Source organism: Bacillus siamensis KCTC 13613, assembly GCF_000262045.1.
Classification (GTDB): domain Bacteria; phylum Bacillota; class Bacilli; order Bacillales; family Bacillaceae; genus Bacillus; species Bacillus siamensis.
This window is the reverse complement of record NZ_AJVF01000023.1, coordinates 80,081-95,961: the sequence shown is the minus strand read 5'-3', so window position 1 is coordinate 95,961 and position 15,881 is coordinate 80,081. Positions and strand designations below refer to the sequence as shown.

Annotated in this window: 14 protein-coding genes; 10 read left to right on the top strand and 4 right to left on the bottom strand. The window is 44.8% G+C overall.

The window, feature by feature from the left end:
• Positions 1-94: 94 nt before the first annotated feature.
• Both Y79_RS0107060 and Y79_RS0107055 read left to right on the top strand, forming a co-directional pair.
• On the top strand, positions 95-694 hold the full coding sequence (locus Y79_RS0107060) for a hypothetical protein (RefSeq protein ID WP_029575256.1): 600 nt from the start codon (positions 95-97) through the stop codon (positions 692-694).
• A gap of 481 nt (positions 695-1,175) precedes the next feature.
• Positions 1,176-1,565: a hypothetical protein gene (locus Y79_RS0107055; protein ID WP_016937058.1), complete on the top strand. Its 390-nt coding sequence runs from the start codon at positions 1,176-1,178 to the stop codon at positions 1,563-1,565.
• Positions 1,566-1,762: 197 nt separating this feature from the next.
• Here the strand turns inward: Y79_RS0107055 and Y79_RS0107050 are convergent, their stop codons facing one another.
• Entirely contained in the window at positions 1,763-4,240 is a 2,478-nt protein-coding gene (locus tag Y79_RS0107050; RefSeq protein WP_016937057.1) for a tetratricopeptide repeat protein, read from the bottom strand.
• A 200-nt stretch (positions 4,241-4,440) separates the two neighbouring features.
• Here Y79_RS0107050 and gutB point away from each other — a divergent pair, with 200 nt between their 5' ends.
• The 8 genes from gutB (at position 4,441) to Y79_RS0107010 (ending at position 12,238) form a co-directional block, all read left to right on the top strand.
• The gene (gene gutB, locus Y79_RS0107045) at positions 4,441-5,502 is read left to right on the top strand and encodes a sorbitol dehydrogenase (RefSeq protein ID WP_016937056.1); all 1,062 of its coding nucleotides are present in this window, start codon (positions 4,441-4,443) and stop codon (positions 5,500-5,502) included.
• A gap of 74 nt (positions 5,503-5,576) precedes the next feature.
• Positions 5,577-6,953, top strand: coding sequence for an MFS transporter (locus Y79_RS0107040; RefSeq protein ID WP_032864775.1), 1,377 nt, complete (start codon positions 5,577-5,579; stop codon positions 6,951-6,953).
• Between the two features lie 101 nt (positions 6,954-7,054).
• Entirely contained in the window at positions 7,055-8,017 is a 963-nt protein-coding gene (locus tag Y79_RS0107035) for a carbohydrate kinase family protein (RefSeq protein WP_016937054.1), read from the top strand.
• Between the two features lie 233 nt (positions 8,018-8,250).
• Entirely contained in the window at positions 8,251-8,565 is a 315-nt protein-coding gene (locus Y79_RS0107030; protein WP_016937053.1) for a DUF4306 domain-containing protein, read from the top strand.
• A 118-nt stretch (positions 8,566-8,683) separates the two neighbouring features.
• A complete protein-coding gene (locus Y79_RS0107025) occupies positions 8,684-9,370 on the top strand; it encodes a PspA/IM30 family protein (protein WP_016937052.1) in 687 nt (228 codons plus the stop codon).
• A gap of 50 nt (positions 9,371-9,420) precedes the next feature.
• Positions 9,421-10,446: a TFIIB-type zinc ribbon-containing protein gene (locus Y79_RS0107020; RefSeq protein WP_016937051.1), complete on the top strand. Its 1,026-nt coding sequence runs from the start codon at positions 9,421-9,423 to the stop codon at positions 10,444-10,446.
• On the top strand, positions 10,446-11,207 hold the full coding sequence (locus tag Y79_RS0107015) for a TPM domain-containing protein (protein ID WP_016937050.1): 762 nt from the start codon (positions 10,446-10,448) through the stop codon (positions 11,205-11,207). The genes Y79_RS0107020 and Y79_RS0107015 overlap by 1 nt, the downstream gene beginning before the upstream one ends.
• Before the next feature lie 26 nt (positions 11,208-11,233).
• Entirely contained in the window at positions 11,234-12,238 is a 1,005-nt protein-coding gene (locus tag Y79_RS0107010) for an SPFH domain-containing protein (RefSeq protein ID WP_016937049.1), read from the top strand.
• A gap of 39 nt (positions 12,239-12,277) precedes the next feature.
• On the opposite strand, the gene Y79_RS0107005 is transcribed toward Y79_RS0107010, so the two are convergent.
• The 3 genes from Y79_RS0107005 to Y79_RS0106995 form a co-directional block, all read right to left on the bottom strand.
• A complete protein-coding gene (locus Y79_RS0107005; protein WP_016937048.1) occupies positions 12,278-14,209 on the bottom strand; it encodes an acyltransferase family protein in 1,932 nt (643 codons plus the stop codon).
• Positions 14,210-14,474: 265 nt separating this feature from the next.
• Positions 14,475-15,335, bottom strand: a complete 861-nt coding sequence (gene rsiV, locus Y79_RS0107000) for an anti-sigma-V factor RsiV (RefSeq protein WP_016937047.1) — start codon at positions 15,333-15,335, stop codon at positions 14,475-14,477.
• Complete coding sequence (locus Y79_RS0106995) at positions 15,335-15,832, bottom strand: RNA polymerase sigma factor (protein ID WP_016937046.1); 498 nt, start codon at positions 15,830-15,832, stop codon at positions 15,335-15,337. The genes rsiV and Y79_RS0106995 overlap by 1 nt, the downstream gene beginning before the upstream one ends.
• Positions 15,833-15,881: the final 49 nt, after the last annotated feature.

The window sequence follows — 15,881 nt, the reverse complement described above, 5'->3', positions numbered from 1 at the left end:
TAACACTATATTAAGGCCTCCTCACAAGTTTAATGAACTTGTGAGAGGCCCCTTTTTTATTTTTATCATTTATTTTCAAGGCAAAAGCGTTATAATGCATGCTATGGGGGCGCATATCATTGTGATACAGTTAAAGATTATATATAAGGGAGTATTAGTAATTTTAATAAGTGCCTGTTTTTTATTGTTTAATGGATGGTATTTTCATAAATGTATTATTGATCCGCATTACTACCAATTAACAGATTTTTCGGAAGAAGATATTCAAATTTTTGAGCATTTTTATAATATTGATCTACCTTCAAACACGAAGCTTATTAAAGCAGAGCAATTTGAAACTGGGGTAGGTAATTATTCTGCGATTTTGTACGTAGCATTACCTGCCAAAAAGGTAAAGCCTTTAGTTTCTGACTATTCTTATATGCCTATCTTTTATAACAATAGGTATACAGTATTTTATGGTGTTAATATTACAAACAGCAATAAGGAAACAGCACAAATTACATTTGGAGCAGACGATAGTTCGCTGAATGGTTCTTTATGGAGTAAGCAAGTAAGGAATCTCTTAGAATCGAAAGGGAAGTATATTGGCGTTTCAGATGAAACTTATGTTATTTCTGCGTTTATAATTAACATCATTTTTATTGCATTACTTGTTTGGATCTTGAAAAAGAGCAGAAGAACTAGAGTTTGAATTAAGAAATATTTGAACTCACCAGCATAATGTTGATTAGGAATACTTAAGGGTATATCGGACAGAAAGAGTTTTCATTGCACAGATCTTTATTAAATAATAACACTAAGCCAATTTTAAATGCAGTTCAAGGGTATTAGAATAGTCTTGTTTAATAGTATGGAAGGAAAGAGAAAGGGGAAAACATGAGGAAATATTTAGGGATAGTGTCACTTATCATGCTGTTATTCACATTGTGTTTTCTACTCCATATTCATTGGGCGCTTGGAAGGGCACCTTGGCAAAGGTTTTATAGATCTGATACTTCAAATTTTAAGCTTCATTTCACAAGAACCTTAAATTTGCATTATTATTAATAAATTTCTATCATACTTATTCACTTCTTAGAAGAAAGATATGGAAAAACCTCTGTTTTTTTTAGGGAAATATGTTATTATAATTGTGGATTTAAAATATTAAAAAGAAAAGAGGAATTCTAAAGATGAAAAAGTTAGTAATGACCCTGTTTACAGCAGTGCTTTTGGGTGTTGCCATTTTCGCAGGCGGGTCAGAAGCCTTAGCTATGGATTCGAAAGGTACAATCAAATTTAAAACAGATGCTAATACATATACGAAAAGTGCCACTTCCATTGTGGTTACGGGTACTTTGGCTAGGGATTTAGAGAATGGCTTTTCAGTAATTATATTAAATAATAAAGGTAAAGTATTTGCCAGAAAAGATATTTCGCATAGTATTGGTTCACGTAATTTTCGTGTGAGTTTTTCAACGAAAAATCTTCCTGCAGGTAAGTATGATGTGCAAGTTGGACAGGATTGGGGAGGAAGATATTGGTCAGGTGAACTAAAACATTATATTACAGTACAGCATTAATACGGCTGTATAAGTATTAACCTCTTGTTGTTAAAAAGTTTAACTTTAGAAATTTGTTTTCTGTGAAATATTAATTTTTCAATCAAGGTATCTTAATCAATTTACTGTATTGATTAAGATACCTTTTTATCTTTAAAAACAACAAGGTCATGAGTGTTTTTCAAAGCTCGTACCGCTAGCCGCAATGTAGTTGTCTTTTAAATGAGAATATCCATTTGCCCCACCTCACCCCGAATCCCAATCCCAGGCTCCCACGAATCAATCAGACGAATGGCTTTCTGATTCGATTCTATTGCTTTCGTTTTCTCTCCTTTTCGGTACAACAGCTGTGCCATTCCGTAATGATAGTAGATCAGTTCAACTTGATTGGCGTTGTGTTTGTCATAGAGCATCTGTTTAAAGGCTTTTTCCGCTTTTTCGAGTTGATCACACTTGACGTAAGCCATGCCCAGGTTGAAATAGGCTTCTATCGTTTTTTCGCCGCCGTATGCGGCGCTGGTTGTGTTTGCCGCTTCGTATAATGTGATGGCTTCTTCATAGTGAGAGCGGGCGAAACTCAGGTCGCCGCGGACCAGAAGAACCCTGTGCCGGATAATGGGCGAGACGGGCTGATCTTTGATGCCGTCCAGCATTGCTGCCGCTTTTTCCGGTTCTCCGGTTTTTAACAGCAGCCTTGCTTGCAGGGCGATTCCCCATACTTTCAAGTCATCGTGATCCGGTGCGCCTGATTGTTCGAGTATCTTCAGGCCGGCTTCTATTTGCCTGAGAGCTCCGTCTGAATCGTTGACTTCCATCAGCGCCCAGCCTGCCGTGTCGATCCTGAAGTAGGCTTCCCGTGTGTGTTCGCCTGATTGATGGGCGGCATCGGCGGCTTTTAATCCGTATTCGATTCGCAGGGGCAGGCTGATTCTGCTTAGAAAATGGCTGATACGGATGATGAGCTCGATTAGAATTTCATGTTGTCCGGTTTTGCTCGACCATTCGATGACCTTTAGGATATTCGGCCATTCTTTTTTCATTAGCTCTAAATTCCGTCCCAGCAGATAGCTCCAATAGATGGAATTCGGCTGTTCCCGTTTTATATGGGTTTTCGCATAATCCATATAATAATGCGCCCAGCGGCTTCGGGCTTCTTTTGCAAAATCATGATTTTCGGATAAGTGCTGTTCTCCGTAAGCGACAACGGTTTGATGGGCTGCGTATTGAATTCTTCCTTCGCTTCGTTCCGGCTGTATTAAAGCATATGATCGCATTTGCTCAATCGCGTAATGAAAACGGCGGGCGTCTAATCCGGCCGCTTGAGCCAAGCTTTTTTCGTCAGGGGGCTTAGCGAAAAAGCAAAGCGTCTGCCATAGTTTCCGTGTGTCTTCATGACATCTGTCCCATGTGCGGCCAAAGAGAACCTCAAACAATTCCAATAATGAGTAACCCGCTTGTTTAAGCTCTTGAATGAGCTGGGGAGCGGGGATGTCGTCGTCTGACATGTATGCAATGCTGAGTGCCATGGCCTTCGGGTTGCCGGCGGCTGCCGAGACAAATTCATTCTTAAGGTCAGGCGATAGCTGCAACAGCTGCTCCAGCTTTTCCCGTTTATGCGGGAGATTGCATGTTTGCAGACAGCGGTGCACTTCTTGATGGAAAAAATCAAGGGCATCCGTTTGTTCAAGACCGCTCAGCTGGATGGCCGCCAGTTCTCCGAGGCCGTCCCGATATGTCTGTTTTACGTTTTCCCGTGCCGTAAGGAGGACTTTTACGCCTTGCGGAAGGCCGATGATAAATTCGTGAATGTCACGTTCCGCTGTATCAATGCCGTCAACGATCAGCAGCACGGGTTTTTCATTTGAATGAGCGGCTAATGCATTGCGGACGACGAACCGTTTTTCGTTGATGGATTTGTCGATTTGTTCGGTGCGTCCGAGCTGGTAGGCAATCGTGTTTAAAAAATCACTGAAGCTTAATCCTTTCCAGTCAGCGCTGATCCAGATGATGCTGTTGAATGCCGGCCAATTTGAAGAACCTCCGGCACAAAGGCAGGCTGCTTCAAGAGCGATCGTTGTTTTTCCCATGCCGGCCCAGCCTGTGATTAAACAGACCGGTGACGGAGAAAGCATCCATTGGCGGATCGCTTCTATATCAAAGCCGCGGCCGATAAAGTTCCCGGTCCGGCGTGACGGTAAGTTATGCGTGACGGACTGTTCTGTAAGCGCATTCGTTTCATGGCTTGGTCTGTCATGAAACAGCCGCTTCACTGCTTTTTCAACATCTTCATCAGTCGGCGCTCCGAATGATCCGTCTTTCCGGCGTATTTTTGCTTTTTTTAGACAAGACGCCGTCCAAACGGGCAATGCGGGTTTGATGACGGGAATCGTGGTGGTTTCCAGAAGGCCGGTCAGCCATTCAGGATCCATGTCGGTCTTTTCTATAATAATCCAGATCATGCCGAACAGCTTACCGTCGTCAATTCGTCCGGGAATGTAGTTTGCGCCCATCTGTCCGATCCAGCTTTTGATCGTGTTAGAGGATACGCCTAATCGGAGTGCAATTTTGTCTATATAAGACTGTCCTGTTTTTACGTTCTTTGTCCTTTTGATTTTGTAATCAGGATGAAGTTTCAGTGATTTGACGGCAGGCGCCAGCAGTTCTGCAAATTGTGTCCGGTTTTCAAGTTCAGCCATTAGCCTGCACCTCCTATTAGTACTATTTTATCAATTCAGTGTTTTTTGTATATGAAAAAATAAAAAGTACAGTGCCGCTGTCTTTTTATACAGCAGGAAAGGCTTTTGCACGTCTTGAAAAGCAGATAAAATGGAGGCAGTAACAGAGAAAACAAAAATGTATGCACTTACATTTCAGAGCAGAGAAAGGATTTTGCCAAATGACTCACACAGTGCCTCAAAACATGAAAGCGGCGGTTATGCATAACACGAGAGAAATCAAAATCGAAACATTGCCCGTGCCTGAGATCAATCAGGATGAAGTATTGATAAAGGTGATGGCTGTCGGAATTTGCGGATCTGATCTGCATTACTATACAAATGGCAGAATCGGCAATTATGTAGTGGAAAAACCATTTATCCTCGGTCATGAATGCGCGGGAGAAATTGCCGCCGTCGGATCGTCTGTCGATCAATTTAACATAGGAGACCGTGTCGCTGTCGAACCGGGTGTCACATGCGGACGCTGTGAGGCGTGCAAGGAGGGGCGTTATAATCTTTGCCCGGATGTACAGTTTTTGGCGACGCCGCCGGTAGACGGCGCGTTTGTCCAATACATCAAAATGCGTCAGGACTTTGTTTTTTCGATTCCGGATTCACTTTCCTATGAAGATGCGGCTTTGATTGAACCGTTTTCTGTCGGCATTCATGCGGCCGCGAGAACGAAGCTTCAGCCCGGATCAACAATTGCGATTATGGGAATGGGGCCTGTTGGATTAATGGCTGTTGCGGCAGCGAAAGCATACGGGGCAGGCACAATTATCGTGACTGACTTAGAGCCGCTGCGCTTAGAAGCCGCGAAAAAAATGGGTGCGACTCATGTCATCAATGTCCGGGAACAGGATGCCGGTGAAGAAATCAAAACGATCACAAATGGAAGAGGAGTTGATGCTGCCTGGGAAACAGCGGGGAATCCGGCGGCATTGCAATCCGCACTGGCTTCCGTGCGCCGGGGCGGAAAACTGGCGATTGTCGGTTTGCCTTCTCAGAACGAGATTCCGCTCAATGTGCCGTTTATTGCAGATAACGAGATTGATATATACGGAATCTTCCGTTATGCGAATACGTATCCGAAGGGAATTGAATTTCTCGCTTCCGGCATTGTGGACACGAAGCACCTTGTAACGGACCAATTTCCGCTTGAGAAGACGCAAGAGGCGATGGAACGCGCCCTTCAATATAAAAATGAATGCTTAAAAGTGATGGTATATCCAAATCGCTGAGTGAACGGGGAGGATCTTTGCATTCTCCCTCTTACTTATCAAAAAATGAAAACGGATTCTTGGGGTGGGATATGATGATTGAAACAGAAAAAGCAGCGGCAATAAAGACGAAACATCGCGGCCTGTCCTGGATGGAACGGATCGGATACGGGTTCGGCGATATGTCGTACAATGTGATCTTTCAGTTTGTAAACGCATACTTATTATTCTACTATACAGACGTAGGCGGCATTAAGCCTGCGGTTATTGCAGCTTTGTTTCTGATCGTAAGGGTGCTGGACGCTATTTTTGACCCGATTATGGGCGTGATTTTAGACAAGACGAATACTAGATGGGGAAAGGCAAGGCCGTATCTGCTGTGGGTGGCGTTTCCTTTTGCGCTATTTACGTTCTTATGCTTCACGACCCCTCATTTCGGCGAGACAGGAAACATGGTATACGCGTACATCACCTATATTCTGCTTGGGATGTCCTTTAGCATGCAGACGATCCCGGTCAACAGCTTAACGGGGCGGATGACAAATTCCGTGGAGGAACGGACGGTTTTGACAACGACACGGATGATTTTGGTTTATATCGGAATTCTGTTATCGATTTCCTGTGCGGCACCGCTTGCGGACGCTATCGGCGGGAAAGACCAGGCGTTTGGTTTCCAGATGACGGCGCTTATTTATGCGGCGGTGAGCATCGCGTTGAATCTGTTCAGTTTCTTTACTGTGCGGGAGCGGATTCAGCCTGAAAAAAGAAAAAAACAAGGAATGAAAAAAACGTTATCTGTTTTGTTCAGAAATAAGCCTTTGCTTATTTTGGTTTCTTCATTTTTAGCGTTTGCGATCGGGTTTAATATTAAGCTCAGCACGATGGTGTACTATTTTACGTATAACGTCAGCCATAAGGAATTTGTATTTTTAGGAACCGTATTGTTTTTCGGAGCGGCGCTGATCAGCAATCTGTTTATTCCTTTCTTTGCTGAGAAGCGGGGCCGGAAGCAGGTCATGATCATCACGGCGGCGTTATCGCTGATTTCTTATGCGGGCCTTCAGTTTACATCGTATTCCTCGATTCCGCTTATTTTCTTTTGGCTTTTTGTTTCTGGATTTTTCACGACGCCTTTGAATACCCTTGCTTGGGGAATGGTTGCCGATTGTGTCGATTATGCGGAATGGAAAACCGGGGTTCGTGCAGATGGTGTGGTGATATCGAGCATGAGTTTTATCAATAAGCTCGGCGTTGCGTTAGCCGGGTCATTTTCGGCCGTTTATCTCGGAATCGCCGGGTATGCCGCGAATACCGAACAGGCGGCATCGTCATTGAATGCGATTAAAAATATGAATGCGCTCATTCCGGGATTGTTCATTCTGCTGTCCATTATTCTTATTTCTTTTTATCCTTTAACTGAAAAAAAATATCAGCAGATGATGTCTGATCTGGAGCAAAGAGCTGCAAGATAAGTATATGTAAAATTTAAAATATTCAATGTAAACGGTTGTATTTATGACAGAAAGCACTATACTGAAACTATAATCGAGAATTAATAAATGAGTGTGATAATGTGGGAAGCCAATCTGTTATTTGTATTGGAGAATTATTAATTGATTTCTTTTGTACCGATGTGGATGTCGACTTGACGGAAGGGCGCAATTTCTTAAAAAGTGCCGGCGGGGCACCGGCGAATGTGTCGGCAGCGATTGCCAAACTGGGCGGAGACGCGGCTTTCAGCGGAAAAACAGGCAAGGATCCGTTCGGGTATTTTTTGAAGCAGACATTAGACGCCGTACACGTCGACACCTCTATGCTCGTCATGGATGAGAAAGCGCCTACAACGCTGGCGTTTGTTTCATTAAAACAAAATGGGGAGCGCGACTTTGTGTTTAACAGAGGAGCGGACGCTTTGTTTACGCTGGATGATATTGATCAGGAAAAGGTAAACGATGCCAAAATCCTTCATTTCGGATCAGCGACGGCACTGTTATCAGATCCGTTTTGCTCAGCCTATTTACGGCTGATGTCGATTGCGAAAGACAATGGACAGTTTGTTTCCTTCGATCCTAACTACCGTGAGGATTTATGGAAGGGAAGAGTTTCAGAGTTTATAAACACCGCAAAAAAAGCAATTGCCGTAAGTGATTTTGTGAAAGTCAGTGACGAGGAGCTTGAGATCATCAGCGGTGCGAAGGATCATAAAGAAGGTGTTGCGATCCTTCACGAGATCGGGGCCGGCATTGTGGCGGTGACACTCGGAAAAAGCGGAACCCTTCTTTCAAATGGAAAGGACCTTGACATCATTCCGAGTATTCAGGTGACATCAATAGATTCAACGGGAGCGGGAGATGCGTTTGTCGGAGCGGCGCTGTATCAGCTGGCGCGCATTGATGAGATTCAGACGGCAGCCGCTGATTTTGCGAAGCTGCGTGATATTGTCTCATTTGCCAATAAGGTAGGGGCGCTCGTGTGCACCAAAATCGGTGCGATCGATGCTTTGCCGAGCTTAAAAGAGGTTGAAGTATCACTTTAAAATATGGAGGGTGTTTCTTGAAAGTCATCGGACTTCCGGGAAGCATCCTTTTTTATTTAGGACTGAAACCCTTTTCGATATACGGTATACTCTATAGAGATATCCAGTAAATTGAACCATTGTGAAGTACATACAATAACGTTTTTATCAGGTCCCGAGTAAAACCAAGTTTCTGCTGCTGCCGTCATGTACAGGGTGACGGCCTTTAAATATTGGACTGCGGAGGAATGTTCATGAAACATATTTTTCTTATTGTGCAATGCACGTTTTCTATTTTTTGTTTTTTCTGTCTCGCTGCTGTGAATTGGTATCAGGGGAGTGAGCTTGTTACTGATTCGTTTGATTGGAATTATACGGCTAAATTTTCAAAGCTGCTGAATGGTACGGATACAATTACAAGGCCCGAGCAGATATCGCAGCTGGATTTCTTTGTGTATTCTGCTAAGCATTATCCGTTAGTGAGCGGATTGATGATCGGGCTGTTTATTTATTTTTTGTTTTCACTGTATCTGGTCATGAAGAATATCCGCCGGCAAAAATGGGCTTAATGAGACTATTTTCATATAAAAATACATAAATTCATGGGAAAATGAAACTTTTTGCGAAAAAAATCAGTATATATAACTGTGAATTTGTTGCTATTTAACTTTAGGAGGAAAATGAAAAATGAGTATTTTAGGAAGATTTAAAGACATTATGTCAAGCAATATCAATGCGTTGCTGGATAAAGCTGAAAACCCTGAGAAAATGGTTGATCAATATTTGCGGAATCTGAACAGTGATTTAGGAAAAGTGAAGGCGGAGACGGCTTCTGTCATGGCTGAGGAACAGCGGGCGAAAAGAGCGTTGACGGAATGTCAGGCCGATGCCGAAAAGATGGAAAGCTACGCGATGAAAGCTTTACAGGCAGGCAATGAAACCGATGCGCGGACATTTTTGGAAAGGAAAGCGGCTGTTGAATCAAGACTGACTGAGCTGCAAACGGCTTATCAGCTCGCTTCTTCCAACGCGTCTCAAATGCGCAAGATGCATGACAAGCTTGTTGCTGATATCGGTGAGCTTGAGTCGCGGCGAAATGCCATCAAAGCGAAGTGGTCTGTGGCGAAAACACAGGAAAGAATGAATAAACTGGGGTCCTCTGTGTCAAATGCGGGCCAATCGCTGACCGCTTTCGGCAGAATGGAAGACAAGGTCAACCGGGCGCTTGATCATGCCAATGCGATGGCTGAGCTGAACGCGTCTCCGAAAGACGATATTGACGAGCTGACGGCTAAATATGACAGCAATCAAAGCAGTGTTGATGATGAACTGGCGGCGCTCAAGCAGAAAATGCTTTTCAGTAAAGACCAATAGAAAGCGGGCTGCAGCTTTGTCCGATATAAAGAGAAAGTGAGAGAAACAGAATGATCATTTCTTATAAATGCCCGAACTGCGGAGATGATATGGTCTTTGACAGTTCATCCGGCATGCTGACATGTCCCAGCTGCGGGCGGCAGGATCAGATTGAAAGCCTGCCAAAGGAGTATATTACGACGAGATTTTCCGAAAATGAGGCGAACGAGTACCGCTGTGAGAACTGCGGCGCGGTTCTGATGACTGAGGCAGAAACGACTGCCACGACGTGCGGATTTTGCGGAGGAGCCGCCGTTCTCGCCGACCGGTTATCAGGAAATCTCGCGCCTTCCATGGTGATTCCTTTTACGATCAGTAAAGAAGAGGCCATGAGCGCTTTTAAAAAGTGGTGCCGAAACGGCCGGCTGACACCGAGGGGATTTATGACTGCCGATCGGGTGAAGAGTATAACCGGTATGTACGTGCCGTTTTGGATGTTTGACTTAAACAGCAAGGTTCAGGTCAATGCCGTTTGTACGAGAGTGCATCATTATGATGATGGCGAATACCGGGTGACGGAGACCGAATATTACAACGCGTATCGTGATATCAATCTCGATTATCTCAAAATTCCGGTCGACGCTTCAGAAAAAATGAATGATGAATTAATGGACAAATTGGAGCCTTACGCTTACAGTGAGCTGAAGGAGTTTAATACGGCTTATTTAGCTGGCTATATAGCGGAAAAGTACAATTATACCGATGACGATCTCTTTCCGCGGGCGAAGGATAAAATCAGCCATTATATTGATTCTTATATCAGATCCACCTTCTCCGGCTATACGACGGCTGACATAACGGATGAACAGATTCAGACGGATAAGATCAGCAGCTTTTACGTGCTGCTTCCGGTCTGGATGGTCAGCTACGATTATGAGCGGACTGAGCACATTTTTGCGATGAACGGGCAGACGGGCAAGGTTGTCGGCAAACCGCCGATCAGTGCCGGAAAAGTGGCTGCGTGGTTCGGCGGCATAACCGCCGGTGCGTTTTTAGCATTAAGACTCGTCTCACTTATGATAGGAGGCGGTTTTTGATGAGAGGATCAATAAAAAAAGCGTGTCTCTTGTGCTTCGTCCTTTTTCTGATGCTGTCTTTTTCTTTACATACAACAGCGTCTGCTGCGGAACAGAAGCAATACGTTTATGACAATGCTCATTTATTAACGAAGGATGAAACGAAGAAACTTGAGGAATTGGCGGGGAAGCTCGGGGCAAAGCGCCATACCGATTTTATCATTCTTACCGCAAACGGAACGGGCGGTAAGGACATCGAGCAGTATGCCGGTGATTTTTATGACAGTCATTTTAGCGGAAGCACGGCGATATTGACCATTGATATGAAGGACCGGGAAGTATTTATCTCCGGGTATAAAAAGGCGGAGCCGTATTTGAACAGCAGCCGGCTGAATACGATCAGGAATACGATTTCGTCAGACATTTCCGCAGGTCATTATGAAAAGGCATTTCAGACCTACATTAAAATGTCTTATAAAGATATGGGGAAAAGCCCGGACAGCAAGTCTGACAATCTGCTGCTCACATGGTGGTTTCAGCTGATTATCGCCGCAGCCGCAGCCGGTATCGCCGTCACCGTGATGGTGTACAATTCCGGCGGCAGGGTCACCGTCACCGGAAGCACGTATATGGATCACGATACGTCTGAAGTGCTGGACCAGCACGACACATATATCCGAACGGACGTTACAAGGGAAAGAAAGCCTGACAAAGATAATGACAATGACGGCGGAGTCACGAGGGGCGGCACGTCTTACAGCGGAAGCAAGGGAAGCTTTTAAATTTAACGTAAAGGATTTGAACATACATGGGCTTTTTCAGAAATCAGTTAGCAAATGTGGTGGAATGGGAAGAATTCAGAGATGACATGGTCTTCTATAAATGGAACAACCGTGAAATTAAAAAAGGCAGCCGTCTGATCATCCGGCCGGGACAGGATGCCATCTTTTTATACAACGGGAAGATTGAAGGGATTTTCCGTGATGACGGCGATTATGATATCGAATCAGAAATCATTCCGTTTCTATCGACATTAAAAGGATTTAAGTTTGGCTTTAACAGCGGCATGCGGGCTGAAGTGCTGTTTGTGAATACGAAGGAGTTCACGGTGAAGTGGGGCACGAAAAACGCCATTAACATTCCGGCGGCGGGAATGCCGGGCGGTATGCCGATCCGAGCAAACGGCACATTTAACTTCAAGGTCATTGACTACATCGGATTGATTGATAAGATTGCGGGTGTCAAGGACAGCTATTTAGTGGATGACATTAAAATCCGGATTACGTCTATTCTCGATCAGCTTTTGATGAAATGGATCACAAAAGAAGGAAAAGACATGTTCAATCTGCAGTCGAATTCATTTGAAATCGGAAAAGGGATTCAAGAAGACCTTGATATGCAGCTGATCGGAGACGGGATGTCGATTACGGGCTTCAATATTATGAGCTTTAACTATCCGCAGGAAGTGCAGGATATGATTACGAAAAACGCTTCTTACGGTATGGTGGGCGATGTGAACCGCTATCAGCAGATTTCCATGACGGACGGAATGTCATCCGGCAAAATGAGCGGAAGCGGTGCTGCCTCCGACATGGCGGGCATGATGATGGGAATGAATATGGCCAATCAAATGATGAACCAAATGAATCAAAATCAGCAGAACCAGCCGCAGCAGAATCAAAGTCAGCAAAATCAGGGGACGGCGCAGGCAAACGGCTCAGAAGGGGCGGCTAAGCCGAAATTTTGTCCGAACTGCGGAACGAAAACGGAAGGCGCGAATTTTTGCCCGAATTGCGGACAGAAGCTTGCCTGACATATACGAAAAAGAGGCCTTTTTTGGCCTCTTTTTTTGTCATGATTTCATTGTTTGGACGATGAGGGATGTCAGCGCTTTTGATCCCTCAGGTATGAGATGGACGCCGTCCGGTGTGAAGTATTCAGGGTGCTGCAATGCTTTTGCGTGCCAATCGACAAGGGTCACATTTTTGCGTGACTCGGCCTGCTGGCGCAATGATTCGTTTACTTTGCTTTCCCACTGCCGCGGTACACGCGTGTTGACAAGATAGATATCGGCTTTTGAGAAGGAGCTGATCAGTGATTCAATTTGGCTGTTTGTGAAATAGCCGTTCGTCCCTAACTCGATGATGACCGCTTTATTCGGCTGATTAAATGACGCATATTCCGAAGTGAGCCGGAGTGCTTGAGAGACTTGTCTTCCTACCTTTCCGTCGATGGTGACATGAGGAAGGGACTGCCGCAGGTATGACGCAATGTCCAGCATCACCGAGTCACCGATGGCCAGCACGTCTTGCTGAGGCTGTGCTTGTTTTGGGTCAGCCGTTTTTTGAGATGACTGTTCCTTTTTGTCTTTCGTCTTCTTCGTATCTGATTTGCCTGTTGGTTTTTTCTTGTTGTTGTCTGATGCGGTATCCGTTTTTTCGCCGCCGTGTTTTTTCTTGCTGTCCTCTTCTTTAGCAGGCTGATCGTGATCGGCCGTTTTGTGCGAAGAGGCGGCTGTTTCTTGCTGCCCGCTTTGCGCGTACGTCCATTGCGGCTGTTTTTTCTCTTCGGCTATCCCTGACAGCCCGCCCGCAAATACGAGAATGGCGGCAAGAATGAGGCCGAGCGACATTCTGCTGATGACAGAGGACGTCTTCCATTCCAAAAAGCGGTTCAGAAACACGCGGCGTAAAAATGGCCGGAAGCCTGCAGAGCGGATTGGCTTCTCAATGAAATGATAAGAAAGCTCGGCCAAAATGAAAGTGGCGCCGATTCTGACGGCGCAATGCCAATAAACCGGATTTCCGATTTCCTGCACCGGGGTGCTCAGCACGATAACCGGGTAATGCCAAAGATAGATTCCGTATGATCTCGTTCCGATCCAGCGAAGCGGCTTCCATGAAAGGACATATCCTATAAAGCTGCTCGGATGGCATATACATGCGACAAGAACCGCTGCGGCGATGCTGATCAAAAGCATGCCGCCTTTGTACAGGAAGGGTTCATATTCATCCGTGTAAAATACGCAAAGCACCAGTGCGGCAAAGGCGGCAAGCTCTGCCCCGTGCAGCAGATGTTTCATGCTGCTCGGCAGCCGTTTGGAAGATAATCGTTTCATCGGCCACACTAAAGCTAAAGCGCAGCCGATCAGCAATTCAAATGAACGGGTGTCCGTCCCGTAATAAACGCGGCTCGGATCTCCGCCGGGCACATACATCATACTCATTACGACTGCTGAGCATAAGGCGAGGAACATGACTGCAGCTGCAAGCCGGGCCCGTGTTTTACATATGTACATTCCCGCAAGCAGCAAAAAGGGCCATAAGATATAAAACTGTTCTTCAATCGCCAGCGACCACAGGTTTTTTAATGGCGAAGGGGAGCCGAAGCTGTCGAAATAAGAAAGTTTATGAAAGATAAACCACCAATTGCTTATGTAAAAAAGTGAGGAGACCGCATCTCCTCGTACGGTATGCAGGAGCTCGCTGTTAAACAGTACGACCCAAATGACTGTCGTGATAATCATGAGATAAGCCGCCGGCAGAAGCCGTCTGATCCGGCGCACCCAAAAATCACGCAAATCAAGGGTGATGTTATTGCCTTGGGCAGGCAATATAATGGATGTAATTAAATATCCCGATAAAACAAAAAAGATATCAACACCAATGAAACCGCCGTCTGCCCAATTAAAATTCAGGTGATAGGCGATCACGGCGAGGACGGCAAAGGCGCGAAGTCCATCCAGTCCGGGAATATAGCGGTGGTGCAGTGACTTGTCTGACATGGTATTCCTCCAATAATGTGTGCGGAAATTCTCGCTGTTTTGCGGTTGGCTATGGCAGATTTCTGTACAGTCTTCCATTTGTTCCGTTAAATAGACGCATTCGGAAGGGGATTTTGTTTCAGAAAAAATGAATGAAATGTTCTGATTCTCTTAAACTTTTCTGCCCCTGTCCGGCGTCTGTTATATGAAAGGGTTCCCTTGCGCAATGGCTGTTGCGGGAAAAAGAAAAAATCCATGATCTGCGGATATCATGGATTTTTTTCTTTTACCGGATGTAGCGGTCTCCGACAAGCAGTTTTGAGATGACAGAGGTCGGTATTGTAAACTCTGTAACGCCCATATATCCGGGTGCCGCTTCATATTCATCAAATGAGATGACAAGTTTGTGCTGATCTGTAATATAAAAGTTTTGGTCAGCGCGGATGGATTTGAAAGGCTCCGCCATATCATCATCTTCGACCCAGTATATTTTATTCGGGTCTTCTTTCATCTGTTTTTTCATTTGTTCTTTAATATTTTGGCTGATGACTTTGATATAACGGTCATCTTTGAATAAACTCTTTAACGTAAGCACGGCCTCATTTTTTTTATCAATCGTGATGTATCGGCTTTGCGTATAAGCGGAAGCTTGTGTTTTTTCGATATCACGGCGGACTGAGATCAGATCCGCTGTATCAGTCACGGTTTCATAATCGCTGTAGATGCTGAGGTGGCCTTTTTTGCTTTTTGAGGTCGCCTTCATAAATTCCTGATACAGCTCTTTGCTTTCTTTCATATAATGCCGGTTGATGCTGTCTTCAAGTTTATGATTCGAAAGGCCGGATAGAGCGGGTGTTTTCACATCAATGCTTGATTGGTTCTTTTCTTCTTTCATCTCCACGAACGTGATGGCTTGGACGACTTTGCCGATGACGGGGATTTTGGACATGGCCTGTGCGGCATCCGGATTGATATTGACAACGGCGGTAAATAAAACGGCCGCAGCGACTGCCGCAGATGTCGGCCACATCACGATTCGTTTTTTCTTCGGTTTTGGCTGAAGGGCTTTTTCGACAATGCTGTCCAATTCCTTAGGAATGGGCACACTTTTGTACTCTTCCCTTAATTGCTCTAATCTCTTTTCCATTAAGAAAGATCCTCCTTCGTCAGCTGAATGCGTATAAGCTTCAGCCCCCTGTAAAGGCGTGTTTTAACGGTATTGATGTTTTCCCCCGTGATGTCTGCGATTTCTTCTAATTTCAGGTCTTCAAAGAAACGCAGAATGATAATGGTTTTATATGGATGCGGCAGGTCGTCAAGCGCTTCGTGAAGGTCTGTGTCTTTGTAGTGATCTTCCTTTCCGCGGCTTAAAAACTCGATCGTTTCATCGTCCATTACTTTAAGTTTTTTCTGTTTGCGGAGAAAATCAATGGCCGTGCGCACTAAAATTTTATAAAACCAGCTTTTGATTACATCGGGGTTTTTGACGGATTCGACCGATGTCAACGCTTTTTGAATTGATTCCTGAACAATATCTAACGCGTCATCCTTGTTCTTTACATAACTGTACGCAAGCCGGTAAAAGTCTTCTTTGCGCTCAGTTATGCACGTCACAAGCGACGCTTTGGCTGTTTCGTTCTTCATTGCTTCAAAGGGCTCCTTTTTAAAAAATACGTATCATAGGCTGCTGCCT

Bases quoted from the DNA above. Each gene is read 5' to 3' on its own strand.
- Y79_RS0107060 (WP_029575256.1), top strand. From the start codon at position 95: ATGCATGCTATGGGGGCGCATATCATTGTGATACAGTTAAAGATTATA.
- Y79_RS0107055 (WP_016937058.1), top strand. From the start codon at position 1,176: ATGAAAAAGTTAGTAATGACCCTGTTTACAGCAGTGCTTTTGGGTGTT.
- Y79_RS0107050 (WP_016937057.1), bottom strand. From the start codon at position 4,240: ATGGCTGAACTTGAAAACCGGACACAATTTGCAGAACTGCTGGCGCCT.
- gutB (WP_016937056.1), top strand. From the start codon at position 4,441: ATGACTCACACAGTGCCTCAAAACATGAAAGCGGCGGTTATGCATAAC.
- Y79_RS0107040 (WP_032864775.1), top strand. From the start codon at position 5,577: ATGATTGAAACAGAAAAAGCAGCGGCAATAAAGACGAAACATCGCGGC.
- Y79_RS0107030 (WP_016937053.1), top strand. From the start codon at position 8,251: ATGAAACATATTTTTCTTATTGTGCAATGCACGTTTTCTATTTTTTGT.
- Y79_RS0107025 (WP_016937052.1), top strand. From the start codon at position 8,684: ATGAGTATTTTAGGAAGATTTAAAGACATTATGTCAAGCAATATCAAT.
- Y79_RS0107020 (WP_016937051.1), top strand. From the start codon at position 9,421: ATGATCATTTCTTATAAATGCCCGAACTGCGGAGATGATATGGTCTTT.
- Y79_RS0107015 (WP_016937050.1), top strand. From the start codon at position 10,446: ATGAGAGGATCAATAAAAAAAGCGTGTCTCTTGTGCTTCGTCCTTTTT.
- Y79_RS0107010 (WP_016937049.1), top strand. From the start codon at position 11,234: ATGGGCTTTTTCAGAAATCAGTTAGCAAATGTGGTGGAATGGGAAGAA.
- Y79_RS0107005 (WP_016937048.1), bottom strand. From the start codon at position 14,209: ATGTCAGACAAGTCACTGCACCACCGCTATATTCCCGGACTGGATGGA.
- rsiV (WP_016937047.1), bottom strand. From the start codon at position 15,335: ATGGAAAAGAGATTAGAGCAATTAAGGGAAGAGTACAAAAGTGTGCCC.
- Y79_RS0106995 (WP_016937046.1), bottom strand. From the start codon at position 15,832: ATGAAGAACGAAACAGCCAAAGCGTCGCTTGTGACGTGCATAACTGAG.